At 68.2% G+C, this 16,360-nt stretch carries 17 protein-coding genes; 11 read left to right on the top strand and 6 right to left on the bottom strand.

Translation table 11 applies throughout. The features are described 5' to 3' along the window. A partial coding sequence (locus PO768_RS23630) for a type IV pilus assembly protein FimV (RefSeq protein WP_442953288.1) occupies positions 1 to 460 on the bottom strand: 460 nt, incomplete at its 3' end. Positions 461 to 713: 253 nt separating this feature from the next. Here PO768_RS23630 and PO768_RS23625 point away from each other — a divergent pair. Together PO768_RS23625 and PO768_RS23620 are read left to right on the top strand one after the other, a co-directional pair. After that, positions 714 to 1,418 (top strand): Crp/Fnr family transcriptional regulator, encoded by a 705-nt coding sequence (locus PO768_RS23625; RefSeq protein WP_272647985.1) that lies wholly within the window; start codon positions 714 to 716, stop codon positions 1,416 to 1,418. Between the two features lie 50 nt (positions 1,419 to 1,468). Next, positions 1,469 to 2,548: a phosphotransferase gene (locus PO768_RS23620; RefSeq protein ID WP_272647984.1), complete on the top strand. Its 1,080-nt coding sequence runs from the start codon at positions 1,469 to 1,471 to the stop codon at positions 2,546 to 2,548. A 3-nt stretch (positions 2,549 to 2,551) separates the two neighbouring features. Here PO768_RS23620 and PO768_RS23615 read toward each other — a convergent pair whose 3' ends face one another. Continuing rightward, complete coding sequence (locus PO768_RS23615; protein ID WP_272647983.1) at positions 2,552 to 3,235, bottom strand: hypothetical protein; 684 nt, start codon at positions 3,233 to 3,235, stop codon at positions 2,552 to 2,554. Positions 3,236 to 3,337: 102 nt separating this feature from the next. Here PO768_RS23615 and PO768_RS23610 point away from each other — a divergent pair, with 102 nt between their 5' ends. The 8 genes from PO768_RS23610 to PO768_RS23575 all read left to right on the top strand — a co-directional run bounded on the left by PO768_RS23610 (position 3,338) and on the right by PO768_RS23575 (position 10,301). Then, on the top strand, positions 3,338 to 4,030 hold the full coding sequence (locus PO768_RS23610; protein ID WP_272647982.1) for a glutathione binding-like protein: 693 nt from the start codon (positions 3,338 to 3,340) through the stop codon (positions 4,028 to 4,030). 70 nt (positions 4,031 to 4,100) lie between these two features. Next, a complete protein-coding gene (locus PO768_RS23605; RefSeq protein ID WP_272647981.1) occupies positions 4,101 to 4,598 on the top strand; it encodes a (2Fe-2S)-binding protein in 498 nt (165 codons plus the stop codon). Next, positions 4,595 to 6,760 carry a xanthine dehydrogenase family protein molybdopterin-binding subunit gene (locus tag PO768_RS23600; RefSeq protein ID WP_272647980.1) on the top strand — a complete coding sequence of 722 codons (2,166 nt, stop codon included), beginning with the start codon at positions 4,595 to 4,597 and terminating at the stop codon, positions 6,758 to 6,760. Before PO768_RS23605 ends, PO768_RS23600 begins: the two co-directional genes overlap by 4 nt. 5 nt (positions 6,761 to 6,765) lie before the next feature. Next, positions 6,766 to 7,161 (top strand): sulfur oxidation c-type cytochrome SoxX, encoded by a 396-nt coding sequence (gene soxX / locus PO768_RS23595; protein ID WP_272647979.1) that lies wholly within the window; start codon positions 6,766 to 6,768, stop codon positions 7,159 to 7,161. 172 nt (positions 7,162 to 7,333) lie between these two features. Then, on the top strand, positions 7,334 to 7,753 hold the full coding sequence (locus tag PO768_RS23590) for a SoxY-related AACIE arm protein (RefSeq protein ID WP_272647978.1): 420 nt from the start codon (positions 7,334 to 7,336) through the stop codon (positions 7,751 to 7,753). A gap of 6 nt (positions 7,754 to 7,759) precedes the next feature. Continuing rightward, positions 7,760 to 8,080 carry a thiosulfate oxidation carrier complex protein SoxZ gene (gene soxZ / locus PO768_RS23585; protein ID WP_272647977.1) on the top strand — a complete coding sequence of 107 codons (321 nt, stop codon included), beginning with the start codon at positions 7,760 to 7,762 and terminating at the stop codon, positions 8,078 to 8,080. Beyond that, positions 8,077 to 8,820 (top strand): sulfur oxidation c-type cytochrome SoxA, encoded by a 744-nt coding sequence (soxA, locus tag PO768_RS23580; RefSeq protein WP_272647976.1) that lies wholly within the window; start codon positions 8,077 to 8,079, stop codon positions 8,818 to 8,820. Before soxZ ends, soxA begins: the two co-directional genes overlap by 4 nt. 53 nt (positions 8,821 to 8,873) lie before the next feature. Continuing rightward, the gene (locus PO768_RS23575) at positions 8,874 to 10,301 is read left to right on the top strand and encodes a dihydrolipoyl dehydrogenase (RefSeq protein ID WP_272647975.1); all 1,428 of its coding nucleotides are present in this window, start codon (positions 8,874 to 8,876) and stop codon (positions 10,299 to 10,301) included. Here PO768_RS23575 and PO768_RS23570 read toward each other — a convergent pair. From PO768_RS23570 to ettA, 4 genes are all read right to left on the bottom strand, one after another. Continuing rightward, positions 10,298 to 11,668: a sensor histidine kinase gene (locus PO768_RS23570; protein WP_272647974.1), complete on the bottom strand. Its 1,371-nt coding sequence runs from the start codon at positions 11,666 to 11,668 to the stop codon at positions 10,298 to 10,300. The two genes, PO768_RS23575 and PO768_RS23570, sit on opposite strands and share 4 nt — an antisense overlap. A 12-nt stretch (positions 11,669 to 11,680) precedes the next feature. After that, positions 11,681 to 12,388, bottom strand: a complete 708-nt coding sequence (locus PO768_RS23565) for a response regulator (RefSeq protein WP_272647973.1) — start codon at positions 12,386 to 12,388, stop codon at positions 11,681 to 11,683. Positions 12,389 to 12,487: 99 nt separating this feature from the next. After that, entirely contained in the window at positions 12,488 to 12,985 is a 498-nt protein-coding gene (locus PO768_RS23560; protein WP_272647972.1) for a Spy/CpxP family protein refolding chaperone, read from the bottom strand. Positions 12,986 to 13,105: 120 nt separating this feature from the next. Then, positions 13,106 to 14,770, bottom strand: a complete 1,665-nt coding sequence (ettA, locus tag PO768_RS23555) for an energy-dependent translational throttle protein EttA (protein ID WP_137940728.1) — start codon at positions 14,768 to 14,770, stop codon at positions 13,106 to 13,108. A 308-nt stretch (positions 14,771 to 15,078) separates the two neighbouring features. Here ettA and PO768_RS23550 point away from each other — a divergent pair. Next, the coding region (locus tag PO768_RS23550) for a DEAD/DEAH box helicase (RefSeq protein ID WP_272647971.1) at positions 15,079 to 16,360 on the top strand (1,282 nt) is incomplete at its 3' end.

The following is a 16,360-nucleotide window of genomic DNA, read 5'->3' as shown; positions in this document are numbered from 1 at the left end:
GCGCCAGCAAGGCCTCGGGCCTGGCCTCGGCCGTGGCCAGCGCGGCACTCAGCGCCGGCGAATACTGGCGCAGCACCGGCTCCGGCGCTGCGGCCGGCGTGGTGGCCGCCCCCGGCGGATCGATGAAGGCGGTGTACTGGCGGGTGAAGCGGGCCGGGCAACCCAGGCTCAGATTGATCGTGACCAGGGGCTCGTCGATCTGCACCAGGCTTTGCAGCCGCACCGCACGCACCGCCGCCTCGCCATCACCCTCCAGCTGCAGCTGGATCAGATTGGCCGGCACCCGCGACTCGCCGGACAGCACCTCGGCCCGCACGCAGTCCAGGCTCAGGGTCTCGCCGCTAGCCAGCCGCACCGGGAACACCAGGTTCAGCGACTGCCCGAGCGCCGACAGGGTCAGCGGCCGCCCGACACCCAGCGCCTGCACGGGGCCTAGCGCTGCCGCACTGAGGACGAACACGCTGAGAACGCGGGGGGGCAAACCCTTGCGAGACGAGGCTCGGTACATGCAGGGAGGGTGTGTTGTTTGCTGGGCACTCTAGCATGTCAGGCACGACAACAAGTGCGGTCAAACCCAGCATCAGCACGCCAAAGCCGCAGCTGTTCCATTGTTCACACAGTGCCCGCCGCTTCGCGACGGCGCAGCTGCGGCAGCAGACTCATGGACAATGGTCGAGAAGGGCAGCCTGTAGCTGTCACGTCAGCGACTAAGCATGAATAGCACGGTTCTTACAATTCCTGAACGCAGCAATATCGAGTCGGGGTCGTGGTTCTCCAAACTGTCCGCGCCCTTGCGAGGCGACATTCTTTCGCGTGCCACGGTGCGCCGCCTGGGCGACAACGCCCTGCTGTCCTGCCGTGGCGAACCGGCCGAGGAATGGGTAGGCGTGGCCAAGGGGGCGGTGCGGGTCAGCTCGGTCTCGCTGTCGGGCAAGCAGATCACGCTGACCTATGTGGAGCCCGGCACCTGGTTCGGCGACATCTCGCTGTTCGATGGTATGCCGCGCACCCACGATGCCACCACCCATGGCGACACCACCTTGCTGGTGGTGCGCAAGCCCGACTTCAAGGAATTGCTGTCACGCCACTCCGAGCTCTACGAGGCCTTGCTGCGGCTGAACTGCCGACGCCTGCGCCTGATGTTCGATGTGGTCGAGGACCTGAACACCCGGCCGCTGGCCTCGCGCCTGGCCAAGCAGATCCTGCTGCTGGCGCGCTCCTACGGCGTGCCGCAGGGCGAGGAAATCCGCATCGGCCTGCAGCTCGCGCAGGAAGATCTGGCCCAGATGCTGGGTGCCTCGCGCCAGCGCGTCAATCAGGAGCTCAAGGGCTTCGAGCGCGACGGCGCGGTGCGCGTCGAACCCACCCGCCTGGTGCTGCTGAGCAAGGAGAAGCTGCTGGCCATCGCCTCACGCTGATCCCGGCTCCTGCGTCCCCGGGCCTGTCCAACAACACCTGAAGGAGACCCATGGACGACGCATTCACCGGCACCCGCGAGCTCGCGCAAGCGCTGGAAACCGAGGCCCTGAGCAGCTGGCTGAGTGCCCAGGTGCCAGGTTTTGCCGGCCCGCTGCGCATCGAGCAGTTCAAGGGCGGCCAGTCGAACCCGACCTACAAGCTGATCACGCCGAGCGCCAGCTATGTGATGCGATCCAAGCCCGGCCCGGTCGCCAAGCTGCTGCCCTCGGCCCATGCGATCGAGCGCGAATTCGCGGTGATGAAGGCCTTGCAGGGCACGGCCGTGCCGGTGCCGCGCATGCTGGCGCTGTGCGAGGACGAGGCCGTGATCGGCCGCGCCTTCGATGTGATGGAGTTCCTCGAGGGTCGGGTCTTGTGGGACCAGAGCCTGCCCGGCATGAGCCCGACCGAGCGCGGCGCCCTCTATGACGAGATGAACCGCGTGATGGCGGCGCTGCACAGCGTCGACTTCGCGGCCGCCGGGCTGGCCGGCTATGGCAAGCCCGGCAACTATTTCGAGCGCCAGATCGGACGCTGGAGCAAGCAATACCAGGCCTCGGTCACCGGCCCCAACGAGGCCATGGACCGACTGATCGAGTGGCTGCCGCTGAACATCCCGGCCTCGGCGCGCGACGAGCGCGAGGTGGCCATCGTCCATGGCGACTACCGGCTCGACAACCTGGTCTTCCACCCGAGCGAGCCGCGCGTGCTGGCGGTGCTGGACTGGGAGCTGTCGACCCTCGGTCACCCGCTGGCCGACTTCAGCTACCACTGCATGTCCTGGCATATCCGGACCTCCGGCGCGGCGCGCGGCCTGGGCGGCCATGACCTGGCCGCGCTGGGCATTCCCGATGAACTCGGCTATGTGCGCCGCTACTGCGAGCGCACTGGCCGTGCCGACATGGCCCTGGTGATGCGCGACTGGAACTTCTACCTGGCCTACAACCTGTTCCGCATCGCCGCCATCCTGCAAGGCATTGCCAAGCGGGTCGAGGCCGGCACGGCCTCCAGCGAGCGGGCCCGCGAGGCGGCGGCCGGCGCCCGGCCTATGGCCGAGCTGGGCTGGCAGTTCGCGCAGCGCGCTGCCTGAGCCTCAGCGCCCCGGCAGCTCACCCAGCGGTGGCTGGCTTTGCCAGGCCACCGAAGTGGTGGTCGGCCAGGGCCCGCCGTCGGCGAGCCGCGCATTGACGCGCTGGGCCTCGCGGCAGGCCGTCTCCAGCAACTTCACCAGGCCCTGGATCTCGTTCAGGGTCGGCTCCTCCATCGCAACGCGCAGATAGACATTGCCGCGCAGCACCATCAGCACAAAGGGCCGCTCCTCGGGCAGCAGATCCTGGCTGGCCTGGATCAACAGGTCGCTGAGCGCGTTCTCCAGCCAGGCCGACACCACCTCCTGGTTGATCGCGACGGCGCCGAAACGCTCCTTGACCAGCTTGTGCGGATAGTTCTTCAGCTTGGCAAACATCACCAGCCAGCGCATCTCCTCGGGCGTGTCGGTGTCGACCCGGGTCTTCAAGGTGTCGGTATAGGCCTCGAACACCGCCTTCTCCAGCCGCTCCATCAGCGAGCGCGCCAGCACCATCATCTGCAGATCCGGATGCAGGCCCAGCTCGCAACGCATGCGCAGCTCATTGCCTTCGATATAGCTGCGCTGCGAAGGCGCCCACTCGATGCGCAGCGCGCCGCCCGGCGCCGCCTTGGCCTGCTCGATCTGGAAGCCGCGTGCATCGCGGCTCTGGCGAAACTGCGCGCCGCGGCCGTCGGCCCAATCGGCCATGTGCTTCCATCGCGCGGCATTGGCCCGCGCGACAAACCAGCGTTTAACTTGCTTAATTAACATGGACTAGGACAATGAACTGCGCAGCGTGGAGAGCAAACAATGATTGAAGTCTATTCATGGCCCACACCCAATGGGCACAAAGTTCACATCATGTTGGAAGAATGTGACCTGCCGTATAAGGTGATCCCCGTGGACATCGGCGCCGGGGCCCAGTTCGAGCCCGGCTTTCTGTCCATCAGCCCCAACAACAAGAGTCCCGCCATCGTCGACCCCGATGGCCCCGAGGGAAAACCGATCTCGCTGTTCGAATCGGGCGCCATTTTGCTCTACCTGGCCGGCAAGACCGGCCGGCTGCTGCCCAGTGGCACAGCGGCCAAGTACGAGGTGCTGCAATGGCTGATGTTCCAGATGGGCGGCGTCGGTCCGATGCTGGGCCAGGCCCACCACTTCCGCATCTACGCGCCCGAGAAGATCGATTACTCGATCAATCGCTACAGCAATGAGGCCAAGCGTCTTTACGGCGTCATCAACAAGCGCCTGGCCGCCAGCACCTATCTGGGCGGGCCCGAGTATTCGATCGCCGATATCGCCACCTTCCCCTGGCTGCGTTCGTGGAAGAACCAGGGCGTGGAGCTGGGCGACTATCCGCATCTGAAAGGCTGGTTCGACGAGATCTCGGCCCGGCCTGCGGTGCAGCGCGGCGTCGAGGTGCTGAGCCAGCAGCGCAAGCCCCTGGTCACCGACCAGGCCCGCGAGGTGCTGTTCGGCGCCACCCAGTACAAGAAACACTGAGCGTCAGCGCGCCTCGGCCAATCCTGCTAGTCTTGCGCGGCCCGTCACTGCGAAGCTCAGGAGATGACCCATGGCCCAGTTGAATGTCAACGGTGCGCTGCGCGAATTCGAGGCCGAGCCCGACACCCCGCTGCTGTGGGTGCTGCGTGAACAGCTCGGCCTGACCGGCAGCAAATACGGATGCGGCATCGCCCAGTGCGGTGCCTGCACCGTCCACATCGACGGCGTCCCGACACGCTCCTGTGTGCGGCCCGTCTCCACGGTCGGGGCCAGGGAGAAAATCCTCACGATCGAAGGTCTGTCGCCCGACGGCAGCCACCCGGTGCAGCAGGCCTGGGCCGCGCTGGACGTGCCGCAGTGCGGCTTCTGCCAGAGCGGCATGATCATGGCGGCCGTCGCGCTGCTGAAGGAGAAACCCAGGCCCAGCGACGCCGACATCGACGCGGCGATGAACAAGATCTGTCGCTGCGGCACCTATAACCGCGTGCGCGCCGCGATCCACCATGTGGCCGGCGGCTCCCAGCGCGCGGCCATCCCGATTCGCATTGTCGACGGGGGTGCCGCATGACCACGACACGACGCCAGTTCCTGCAGCGTAGCGCCCTCGGCGGCGGCGGACTGATGCTGGGCTTTCATGTGCCGCTGCCGGCACAGGCGCAGGCCACGGCGGCCACGCCCGAGATCAATGCCTGGGTGCTGATCAAACCCGACGACAGCGTCGTGATCCGCATCGCCCGCTCCGAGATGGGCCAGGGCACGCTGACCGGCCTGGCCCAGCTGGTGGCCGAGGAGCTGGAATGCGACTGGGCCAAGGTCACGACCGAGTACCCGACGCCCGGGCAAAACCTGGCACGTCAGCGCGCCTGGGGCAATTTCTCGACCGGTGGCAGCCGCGGCATCCGCGAGTCGCATGACTATGTGCGCAAGGGCGGCGCCGCCGCACGGCTGATGCTGGTCCAGGCGGCGGCCGCCGACTGGGGCGTGCCGGCCGCCGAATGCACGACGGCCAAGAGCCTGATCAGCCACAAGACCAGTGGCCGCAGCACCAGCTACGGCAAGGTGGCCGCCGCAGCCGCCAAGCTGCCCATCCCGACTGTGGCCGAGATCAAGCTCAAGGAGCCCGGTGCCTGGACCCTCGTCGGCCAACCGATACGCCGCCTGGACACCCGCGACAAGCTGACCGGCGCCCAGGTCTACGGCATGGACCTGACCCTGCCCGGCATGCTCAACGCCGCGATCAAGGACTGCCCGGTGTTCGGCGGCAAGCTCAAGAGCTTTGACGCCGCTGCCACCTTGAAGCGCCCCGGCATCAAGGCCGTGCTGCCGGTCGGCGACAGCGCGGTGGCCGTCGTGGCCGATACCTGGTGGCGCGCCAAGACCGCGCTGGATCAGCTGCCCATCGTCTGGGACGAGGGCCCCAATGCACAGCTCAGCAGCGCTGCCATCACGGCGACGCTGAAGCAAGGGCTGGAGGCGAAAGACGCGGTGGCCGGCAGCAAGGTGGGCGATGCGCCGGCGGCCATCGCGGCCTCGGCCCGCCAGCTGGAGGCGGTCTACGGCTACCCCTTCCAGAACCACGCGACCATGGAGACGATGAACGCGACCGCACGCTGGACCCCCGAGCGCTGCGAGGTCTGGACCCCGACCCAGAACGGCGAGGCCGCACTGGCCGCTGCCGCCGAGGCCGCGGGCCTTCCGCCGGCGCAGTGCGAGGTCTACAAGCTGCTGCTCGGCGGCGGCTTCGGCCGGCGCGGCGCCGTGCATGACTGGGTGCGCCAGGCCGTGGCCATCGCCAAGCAGATGCCCGGCACGCCGGTCAAGATGATCTGGTCGCGCGAGGAGGACATGCAGCACGGCCGCTACCACCCGGTCACGCAGTGCAAGCTGACGGCAGGCCTGGACGCGCAGGGCAAGATCACGGGTCTTTCGATGCGCATTTCGGGCCAGTCCATCGTCGCCGGCATCTTCCCGCAGAACATCCGCGACGGCCGCGACCCGGTGGTGTTCCAGGGGCTCAATGCCGATGGCCCCGAAGGGCATCTGGGCTACAAGTTCCCGGCCCTGCTGATCGAGCATGCGATGCGCAATCCGGCGGTGCCGCCGGGCTTCTGGCGCGGCGTCAATCTGAACCAGAACGCGATCTATATGGAGTGCTTTCTGGACGAGATTGCCCACGCCACCCAGCGCGACCCGCTGGCGCTGCGCCGCGAGCTGCTGGCCGGCTCGCCCAAGCACCTGGCGGTCTTGAACGCGGTGGCCGACAAGGCCGGCTGGGGCCGCCCCGCGCCCAAGGGCCACCATCGCGGCCTGGCCCAGATCATGGGCTTCGGCAGCTATGTCGCGGCCTGTGCCGAGGTCTCGGTCGGACCCAAGGGCGCGCTGAAGATCCATCGCATCGTGGCTGCCACCGACTGCGGCCATGCGGTCAATCCGCAGCAGATCGAGGCCCAGGTCGAGGGCAGCTTTGTCTACGGCCTGTCGGCCGCCTTGTTCGGCGAATGCACGGTCAAGAATGGCCGCATCGAGCAGAGCAACTTCCACGACTATCCGGTGCTGAAGATGGAGCACATGCCCAAGGTCGAGACGGTGGTGATGCCCTCGGGCGGCTTCTGGGGCGGGGTCGGCGAGCCCACCATCGCGGTGGCCGCGCCAGCGGTGCTGAATGCGATCTTCGCGGCCACCGGCAAGCGCATCCGTCAGCTGCCGCTGAAGGACCAGCTGGCGGCCTGAGCGCCATGCTGCTGGCCACCTTGCTGCTGGCGTCGGCTACCACCGCCGACGCCATCCCCGAGCCGCTTCAGGGGCTGCAGGGCGATGCGCAGCGCGGCCGCGCCATCGTCGCGAGCCGCCAGAGCGGGCTGTGCCTGCTGTGCCACAGCGCACCCATCCCCGAGGAGCGTTTCCAGGGCACGCTGGCGCCCAGCCTGGCGGGCGCCGGCGCACGCTGGAGCGCCGGCCAGCTGCGCCTGCGCATCGTCGACAGCCTGCGTATCAACCCCGACTCCATCATGCCGGCCTATCACCGCGTCGACGGTCTGAGCCAGGTCGGCCGCGACTGGCGCGGCAAACCGGTGCTCGATGCCCAGCAGGTCGAGGATGTCGTGGCCTATCTGCAGAGCTTGAAAGACTGAGGCATGGACCGCTCACGCCGTCTTTGGCTGGGACTGGGCATGATCGTGGTGCTGCGGCCGGCCTGGGCGACGCCGCAGGCGCTGCGCGAGGCGATCGCCGGCTTTGCCGCCGGCACGCCGGTCCAGCGCGGCCGCATCGCGCTGGAGATCGCGCCGCTGGTCGAGAACGGCAATGCCNCTTTGGCTGGGACTGGGCATGATCGTGGTGCTGCGGCCGGCCTGGGCGACGCCGCAGGCGCTGCGCGAGGCGATCGCCGGCTTTGCCGCCGGCACGCCGGTCCAGCGCGGCCGCATCGCGCTGGAGATCGCGCCGCTGGTCGAGAACGGCAATGCCGTGCCGATCAGCATCAAGATCAACAGCCCAATGACGGCCGAGGACCATGTGCGCGAGATCGCGCTGTTCACCGAACAGAACCCGCAGCTGGAGGTGCTGCATTGCCGGCTGGGCCCGCACGCCGGCCGGGCGGCGGTGTCTACCCGCATCCGGTTGGCCACCAGCCAGCAGATCGTTGCGCTGGCGCGCCTGTCCGATGGCAGCTGCTGGCAGGTCGGCGCCGATGTGGTGGTCACGCTGGCCGCCTGCGTGGAGTAGCAAGCCATGGCCCGAACGCTGATCACCCTGCCCGCCAGCGCGCCGCGCGGCAGCATCATCGAGATCCGCACCTTGATCGCGCATCCGATGGAGACCGGCTACCGGCGCGACGGCGACGGCAGCCTGCTGCCGCGCAACATCCTGCGCCGCTTCGAGTGCCGCTACAACGGGGAACTCGTTTTCAGCACCGACTTGTTCGCCGCCATCGCCGCCAACCCCTATCTGGCCTTCCCGCTGCGGGTCGGCGACAGCGGCACGCTGAGCTTCAGCTGGACCGGCGACCAGGGCTTCGCGCAGACCGAGACCGTCACGCTGACCTCGACATGAAGGCCTGGCTGGCGCTGCTGCTACTCGCGACCGCCCTGCCCGCTGGTGCGCAACAGCGCTCGGGCTTCGAGCAGCTGAGCCCGGCGCTGCAGACCATGCAGCGCGACGACGCGCAGAACCCGGCCATGCTGTGGGTGCAGGATGGCGCCCAGCTTTGGGCGCGTGGCCCCGACAAAGCCTGCGCCTCCTGCCATGGCGATGCGAGGCAGAGCATGGTCGGCGTGGCCGCCCGCTACCCGGCCTTCGACAGCCGCACAGCCGGGCCGCTGAACCTGGCTCAGCGCGTCAACCAGTGCCGCAGCGTCCACCAGGGCCGGCCACCCTGGCCGGCCGAGAGCGCCGAGCTGCTGGGGCTGACGGCCTTCATCGGCCTGCAGTCGCGCGGCCTGCCGCTGGCGCCGCCCACCGACGCGCGGCTGGAGCCGGCGCGCGCGCGGGGTCAGGTCTTGTTCAACGCCCGCATCGGCCAGCTCCATCTGAGCTGCGCGATCTGCCATCAGGCGAACGTCGGGCAGCGTCTGGCCGGCAGCCTGATACCGCCGGGTCATGTGAACGGCTACCCGCTGTACCGGCTGGAATGGCAGGGCCTGGGTTCGCTGCAGCGCCGGCTGCGCAACTGCATGAGCGGGGTGCGGGCCGAACCCTTCGCCTGGGATGCGCAGGAACTGCTCGATCTGGAGCTCTATCTGGCCCGGCGTGGCGCCGGTCTGGCCATGGAGACACCGGCCGTGCGGCCCTGAGCTTGGGCGGCACGGGCTCCGATATGCTCAAGCGCTCACCAAGGACAGCTGCCATGCCTCACCACCGCCTGATCATTCTCGGCGCCGGCACCGCCGGCCTCAGCGCCTACAAGCAGGCCAGCGAACTCAGCGAGGACATCCTGCTGATCGACCCGGGTCCGCTGGGCACGACCTGCGCGCGGGTCGGCTGCATGCCGTCCAAGGCCTTGCTGCAGGTGGCGCGCGAGGTCCATGCCAGCCACAGCCTGTACCGGCGCCAGCTGCTCAAGGGCCCGCTGCCCGCGCTGGACTCGGCGGCCGTGATGCAGCAGGTGCGCTCGCTGCGCGACCGCTTCGTCAGCGGCCCGGTGCGCACCGTCGAGAAGATGGGCAAGCACTATCTGCAGGCCAGCGCCCGTTTCGTCGGTCCGAACCGCATCGAGGCGCGCAGCGCCGCCGGCGTCGAGCTGTTCAGTGCCGATGCCATCATCGTTGCCACCGGCAGCCGGCCCGTGCTGCCACCGGCCTGGCAGGCCTTCGGCAGCCGGGTGCTCACCAGCGACAGCCTGTTCGAGCTGCCGGACCTGCCGGCGCGGCTGGCCGTCGTCGGCCTGGGCGCGCTGGGCTGCGAGCTCGGCCAGGCGCTGGCGATGCTCGGTGTCCAGGTCCACGCCTTCGGGCGCGGCAGCGCCCGCGTGGCCGGCATGGCCCAGCCCGAGCTCAGCGCCTTGGCGCAAGCGGCGCTGGCCGAGCATTTCAGCATCCATCAAGGCCATGAGGCCCGGTTGCAAGCCGCCGACCCGGGCCTGGTGGTTGAGTTCGGCGAGCAGCGCATAGCGGTCGACGCGGTGCTCGCTGCCTTGGGCCGCACGCCGGCCGTGGAGGGGCTGAACCTGGCCGCGCTGGGTCTGCCGCTCGATGAGCGGGGCCTGCCGGCCATCGATGCGCAAAGCCTGCGCGCCGGTGACACGGCGGTGTTCTTTGCCGGCGATGTCAACGCGCTGACGCCGCTGATGCACGAGGCGGCCGACGACGGCCGGCTGGCGGCCTGGTATGCCTTGCATCCCGAGGCCGCCTGCCTGGCCCGCCGCACGCCGCTGGCGATCACCTTCACCGAGCCGCAGATGGCGCGCTGCGGCCTCGGCCAGGCGGAGCTACCCGCTGGCGCGCTGACCGGCCGCAGCAACTTCGGCACCCAGGGCCGCTCGCTCATCATGGGCCAGAGCCATGGCCTGATGCTGGTCCATGCCGATGCCGGCGGTCGGCTGATAGGCGCCGAGATGGTGTGCGCCGGTGCCGAGCATCTGGGCCATGAACTGGCCTGGCTGATACAGCGCGGTGTCGATGTCATCGAGGCGCTGCAGCTGCCTTTCTATCACCCGGTGCTGGAAGAAGGCCTGCGCAGCGCGCTGCAGGACATTCGCCGCCATCTGCCCGCGCGCGAGCGCCGCCCCGACCTGCCCCTGTGCGGTCAGGCGGACGAGGGCTTGCCCGGCGTCTAGCTCGCCCGCTGCGGCAGGCTCAGCACAAAGCAGCTGCCGCCGCCCTCGCGGCCTTCGCAGCGCACCTCGCCGCCATGGCGCTGCGCGATCTGCTTGACCAGGCTCAACCCCAGGCCTACACCGCCGGCCAGCTCGGCATGGCCGGGCAGACGGAAGAAAGGCTCGAAGATGCGCTCGCGCATCTCGGGCGGCACGCCAGGGCCGCGGTCACAAACCCTCAGCTCCATGCTGGCGCCGCGCCGGCGCAGCTCCAGCAACACCTGTTCGCCGCCGTAGCGGCGTGCGTTCTCGAGCAGATTGCGCAGCGCGCGGCGCAGCAGGCGCTCCTCGCCGGGCACCTTGAAGTCCAGCGCAGCCTCGTCCGGATCGACCAGGGCGCCGGTGCGCGAGGCCTCCTCGGCCGCCAGGCCCAGCAGGTCAACGGGATCCTGCTGCAGCGCCTGGGCACCGGACTCGAGCCGGCTGGCCAGCAAGACCTCCTCGACCAGCGCATCGAGCTCGCCGATATTGGTGTCGATCTCCTGCTGCAGCCGCGCACGCTGTGCCGGGCTGGAGCCCTCCAGCATCGCGAACGCCATCTTCAGCCGTGCCAGCGGCGAGCGCAGCTCATGGCTGGCATTGGCCAGCAGGCTCTGGTGCGAGCGCAGCAAGGCCTCGATCTGGCCGGCCGTGCGGTTGAAGCTGGCAGCCAGCGCGGCCACCTCATCGCGCCCGCCGTCCTTGACCCGGTGCTGCAGATTGCCGGCGCCGAACAATTCGACGCCGCGCTGCAGATTCTCCAGGCGCCGAGTCAAGCGCCGCACCACCGGATAGGCGCTGACCGCCACGGCGAGGAATAGCAGCACCAGCAAAATGACCAGGGCCTCGCCGCTGGGGCGAGGCCCGAAGGGCGCAAGCAGCCAGGGGCCTTCATCGCGCCGCGGCGGCCTGGCAATGCGCTCACCACGCTCAGCGCGTTCGCCCGGCGGGCTGGCGCTGGCCGCGCGCAGGCCGCCCCGCAGCATCCACAAGCTGCGGCCATCCTCCAGCGGCACCTCCAACTGGCGCACGCCCGGGTCCTTGATACGGCGCTCAAACTGCTCCGAGGCCGCGATCCGCTCGCCCTGGGCATCGTCCAGCGCAATCGACATGCGCAGGCGCTGGCCCCAGTCGCGCAGCGCCTCGGCCTGCTGCTCACGCGGCGCGTCGGCCTCGGGCAGCGCGCGGTGGATCAGCAGCGCCATCGAACTCAGGCGCTCGGTCGCGGCGGCCTCGAAGCCGCCACGCTCCTGCTCGATCTGGCGCTGGAACAGCCAGGCCGAGCCGAACGCGAAGGCCAGCAGCAGGACCACCAGGGTCAGATAGATCCGCAGATAAAGCGATTTCAAGAGCGGGCTACCTCAGCTGTCGGCGTCCTGCTTGCGCGCAAACACATAGCCGACACCGCGCACCGTCAGCACGCGGCGCGGGTTCTTCGCGTCGTCCTCAATCAGCGCGCGGATGCGCGAGACATGGACATCGATCGAGCGATCGAAGGCATCCAGCGGATGGCCCTTGAGCGCATCCATGATCTGGTCGCGCGACAGCACCCGGCCCGGGCTTTGCGCCAGCACCACCAGCAGATCGAACTGATGGCTGGTCAGATCGCAGGGCTTGCCGTCCAGCCGTGCGACGCGCGCCGCCAGATCGATCTCGAGCCGGCCGAAGCGCAAGACATCATCGGCCTGGCCTTCCGGCTCGGCGCGACGCAGCAAGGCCTTGACGCGGGCCTGCAGCTCGCGCGGCTCGAAGGGCTTGGCCAGATAGTCATCGGCGCCCAGCTCCAGGCCGAGGATGCGGTCCATCGGCTCGCCGCGCGCCGACAGCATCAGCACCGGCAGGCGCCGGGTGCGGGCCTCGCCGCGCAGGCTGCGGCAGAAGTCCAGCCCGTCACCATCGGGCAGCATCAGGTCCAGCACCAGCAGATCCGGCAGGGCCGCTTCCAGCGCCTGCCGGCCCTGGGCCAGGCTGTGCGCGGACTCGACCTCGAAGCCGGCGGCCGTCAGGTAGTCGCCCAGCATCGAGGTCAGGCGGGCATCGTCGTCAACAAGAAGCAGTCGGGTACTCATGGATGGCTGGGGCTGCGCTCGGCGGTGGCTGCCCGCGCGACGCGCCGCCACCAAGCCCGTGGACATGGAGGTGTCAAGCATAAGCGAGTCTCCGGTCCCTTACTGCTTGGGGGCACCACCATGCACCTTCATGCGCTCGGCGCGGTGTTCCGCCATGCGCGCCTGGCGCTTGGCCATGCGCTCGGCCAGCTTGCCGCGCTGCTCGGGCGTCAGCACATTGGCGGCAGCGACCAGGGCCTGGCTCATGCGCTTGCTGATCTGATCGTGCAGGGCCTGGGCCTGCTGGCGCTGCGACTCCACCGCTGCGGCGTCGATGCTGGGCGCGGTCAGCAAGGCCTGACCCTGAGCACGCAGCTTGCGCAGCGCTTCATGCTGCGGCTTCAGATCGGCAGCGGCGCTGCGCATGATCTGCTTGACCTCGCTGCGCTGCGCCTCGCTGGCGTCGACCTGCTCCAACATGCGCTCGACTCGCGGGCCGCCACCCATCATGCCGTGACGGTCATGATGGCCACCGGCCTGGGCCGACAGCGCACCCAGGCTCAGCACGGCGGCCAGCGCGGACAGGGTCAGCAGGGACTTGGGATTGAACTTGGACATCAGGGTCTCCATCAGTCAGTAGGGGTGACGCAATGGTGAAACCGAGACGTAAGGCCCGCATGCAGGCCCCGTAAAGATCTGTGAATCATGAAAAAGAGGCCCGCAGGCCTCTTGGTGTGATCACTTGATCGGCTTGAAGCGCATGCGCTTCGGACGCGCGCCCTCTTCGCCCAGGCGCTTCTTCTTGTCGGCCTCGTACTCGTGGAAGTTGCCGTCGAAGAAGAACCACTGCGAATCGCCTTCGCAGGCCAGGATGTGGGTGCAGATACGGTCCAGGAACCAGCGGTCATGCGAGATCACCATGGCCGAGCCGGCGAATTCCAGCAGCGCCTCTTCCAGCGCGCGCAGGGTTTCGACGTCCAGGTCGTTCGACGGTTCATCGAGCATCAACACATTGCCGCCCTGGGCCAGGGTCTTGGCCAGGTGCAGGCGGCCGCGCTCACCGCCGGAGAGCTGGCCGACCATCTTCTGCTGGTCATTGCCCTTGAAGTTGAAGCGGCCCAGATAGGCGCGGCTGGGCATCACGAACTTGCCGACCGTGATGTTGTCCAGGCCGCCGGAAACGTCCTGCCAGACGGTCTTGTCGGCATCCAGGCTTTGGCGGCTCTGGTCGACAAAGGCCATGCGCGCGGTCTTGCCGATCTTGACCGTGCCGCTGTCCGGCGTCTCGGTGCCCTGCAGCATGCGGAACAGGGTCGACTTGCCGGCGCCGTTCGGGCCGATGATGCCGACGATGGCGCCCGCCGGCACCTTGAAGCTCAGGTTGTCGATCAGCACGCGGTCGCCGAAGCTCTTGCTGACGTTCTCGAACTCGATGACCTCATTGCCCAGACGCTCGGCCACCGGGATGAAGATTTCGTTGGTGACATTGCGCTGCTGGTATTCGACGTCCGACAGCTCCTCGAAACGGGCCAGACGCGCCTTGCTCTTGGCCTGGCGGCCCTTGGCATTGGAGCGTACCCACTTCAGCTCTTCCTTCATCGCCTTCATGCGGGCGTCTTCGGACTTCTGCTCGGTCTCCAGGCGCTTTTCCTTCTGGTCCAGCCAGTCGGAGTAGTTGCCCTTCCAGGGGATGCCATGGCCGCGGTCCAGCTCCAGGATCCACTCGGCGGCGTTGTCCAGGAAGTAGCGATCGTGGGTGATGGCCACCACGGTGCCGGGGAAGCGCTGCAGGAACTGCTCCAGCCACTCGACGGACTCGGCGTCCAGGTGGTTGGTCGGCTCGTCCAGCAGCAGCATGTCGGGCTTGGACAGCAGCAGGCGGCACAGCGCGACGCGGCGCTTCTCGCCGCCCGACAGCACGCCGATCTGGGCATCCCAGGGCGGCAGGTTCAGCGCATCGGCGGCCAGTTCCAGCTGCAGATCGGTGTTCTCGGAGCCGGCAGCGGCAATGATGGATTCCAGCTCGCCCTGCTCGGCGGCCAGCGCGTCGAAGTCGGCGTCCGGCTCGGCGTAAGCGGCATAGACCTCGTCCAGGCGCTTCTTGGCCGCCAGCACGCCGCCGATGCCCTCCTCCACCGCTTCGCGCACGGTCTGGTCCGGGTTCAGCTTGGGTTCCTGCTCCAGATAGCCGATCTTGATGCCAGGCATCGCGATGGCCTCGCCTTCGTACTCCTTGTCGACGCCGGCCATGATCTTCAGGATGGTCGACTTGCCCGAGCCGTTGACGCCCAGCACGCCGATCTTGGCGCCGGGGAAGAAGGACAGCGAGATGTCCTTCAGGATGTGACGTTTGGGGGGAACCGTCTTGTTGACGCGGTTCATTGAAAAGACGTACTGAGCCATGCTGGGTCCTGAGAGGCTTAAAAATCTGCAGGCCCGTCAAGGGCCTGCTGAGTCTTGCGAGAGCCGGTCGGATCGACACGGCCTAAGCCCCTATTGTCGCTGCTTTATGCACACCTCATCCAGGCTTTGCCGCCGCCAACCCCGGCAGCCGCCGGCCCGGCCGCTATAATCAAGCCCAACGCTGCGCATCACAGTCTTTGCGCGGCGTTATTTTTTTGAGCTCAAGCACGCTCCTTGCATGACCCGAAGACTGGCGCCCCCTGAAGGCGCGGTCATGCTCACAGGGCACCGTGCACACATTGCAGTCGATGACATTTGATTCCCTGGGCCTGGCCGCCCCCCTGTTGAAGGCCATTGCCGACGCCGGCTATACCTCCCCCACCCCGATCCAAGCGCAGGCCATTCCGGCCGTCCTCCAGGGCGGCGACCTGCTCGCCGGCGCCCAGACCGGCACCGGCAAGACCGCCGGTTTCACCCTGCCGCTGCTGCACCGCCTGTCGACGGGCGCGCCGGCCACCAACAAGCGCGGCAAGCCGGCGATCCGCGCGCTGGTGCTGACCCCGACCCGCGAACTCGCGGCCCAGGTCGAGGAAAGCGTGCAGACCTATGGCAAATACCTGCCGCTGAAGAGCATGGTGATGTTCGGCGGCGTCGGCATGCAGCCGCAGATCAACCGCCTGCGCGACGGCGTCGACATCCTGGTGGCCACCCCCGGCCGCCTGCTTGACCACGCCCAGCAAGGCACGCTGGACTTGAGCCAGGTGCAGATCCTGGTGCTGGACGAGGCCGACCGCATGCTGGACATGGGCTTCGTCCATGACATCAAGAAGGTGCTGGCCCTGCTGCCGGCCAAGAAGCAGAGCCTGCTGTTCTCGGCCACCTTCAGCGACGACATCAAGAACCTCGCCGACCGCCTGCTGAACCAGCCGGCGCTGATCGAGGTGGCGCGTCGCAACCAGACCAATGAGTCGATTGCGCAGAAGGTCCACCCGGTGGGCCGCGAGCGCAAGAAGGAACTGCTGGCCCATCTGATCAAGCAGGGCGACTGGGATCAGGTGCTGGTCTTCACCCGCATGAAGCATGGCGCCAACCGCCTGACCGACTATCTGAACGACCAGGGCATCAGCGCGATGGCCATCCACGGCAACAAGAGCCAGGGTGCCCGCACCAAGGCGCTGGCCGAGTTCAAGACCGGCGATCTGCAGGTGCTGGTGGCCACCGATATCGCGGCGCGCGGCATCGACATCGATCAGCTGCCCCATGTGATCAATTTCGAGCTGCCCAATGTCCCCGAGGACTATGTGCACCGCATCGGCCGCACCGGCCGCGCCGGCGCCCAGGGCGAGGCGATCTCGCTGGTCTGCGTCGACGAGAACGGCTTCCTGAAGGAGATCGAGAAGCTGATCAAGCGCGAGATTCCGAAGGAAATCATCCCCGGCTTCGCGCCCGATCCGAGCGAGCGCCCCGAGCCCATCGTGCTGGGCCGCATGGTGCTCAACACCAATGGCAGCCGCTCCGGCGGCGGCGGTGGTCGCGGCGGCAACTCGCGTGGCGGCGGCGGCGCGGGCCGCTCGGCCCCTCGCGGCGGTC

This window comes from Paucibacter sp. XJ19-41 (assembly GCF_028462495.1).
GTDB lineage: Bacteria > Pseudomonadota > Gammaproteobacteria > Burkholderiales > Burkholderiaceae_C > Roseateles_E.
Note: the sequence above shows the minus strand (reverse complement) of the source record. Positions and strands in the feature narration are given on the sequence as shown.

What these genes read in the sequence shown, in the direction of transcription:
- PO768_RS23625 (WP_272647985.1), top strand. Translation starts at nt 714, where the DNA reads ATGAATAGCACGGTTCTTACAATTCCTGAACGCAGCAATATCGAGTCG.
- PO768_RS23620 (WP_272647984.1), top strand. Translation starts at nt 1,469, where the DNA reads ATGGACGACGCATTCACCGGCACCCGCGAGCTCGCGCAAGCGCTGGAA.
- PO768_RS23615 (WP_272647983.1), bottom strand. Translation starts at nt 3,235, where the DNA reads ATGGCCGATTGGGCCGACGGCCGCGGCGCGCAGTTTCGCCAGAGCCGC.
- PO768_RS23610 (WP_272647982.1), top strand. Translation starts at nt 3,338, where the DNA reads ATGATTGAAGTCTATTCATGGCCCACACCCAATGGGCACAAAGTTCAC.
- PO768_RS23605 (WP_272647981.1), top strand. Translation starts at nt 4,101, where the DNA reads ATGGCCCAGTTGAATGTCAACGGTGCGCTGCGCGAATTCGAGGCCGAG.
- PO768_RS23600 (WP_272647980.1), top strand. Translation starts at nt 4,595, where the DNA reads ATGACCACGACACGACGCCAGTTCCTGCAGCGTAGCGCCCTCGGCGGC.
- soxX (WP_272647979.1), top strand. Translation starts at nt 6,766, where the DNA reads ATGCTGCTGGCCACCTTGCTGCTGGCGTCGGCTACCACCGCCGACGCC.
- soxZ (WP_272647977.1), top strand. Translation starts at nt 7,760, where the DNA reads ATGGCCCGAACGCTGATCACCCTGCCCGCCAGCGCGCCGCGCGGCAGC.
- soxA (WP_272647976.1), top strand. Translation starts at nt 8,077, where the DNA reads ATGAAGGCCTGGCTGGCGCTGCTGCTACTCGCGACCGCCCTGCCCGCT.
- PO768_RS23575 (WP_272647975.1), top strand. Translation starts at nt 8,874, where the DNA reads ATGCCTCACCACCGCCTGATCATTCTCGGCGCCGGCACCGCCGGCCTC.
- PO768_RS23565 (WP_272647973.1), bottom strand. Translation starts at nt 12,388, where the DNA reads ATGAGTACCCGACTGCTTCTTGTTGACGACGATGCCCGCCTGACCTCG.
- PO768_RS23560 (WP_272647972.1), bottom strand. Translation starts at nt 12,985, where the DNA reads ATGTCCAAGTTCAATCCCAAGTCCCTGCTGACCCTGTCCGCGCTGGCC.
- ettA (WP_137940728.1), bottom strand. Translation starts at nt 14,770, where the DNA reads ATGGCTCAGTACGTCTTTTCAATGAACCGCGTCAACAAGACGGTTCCC.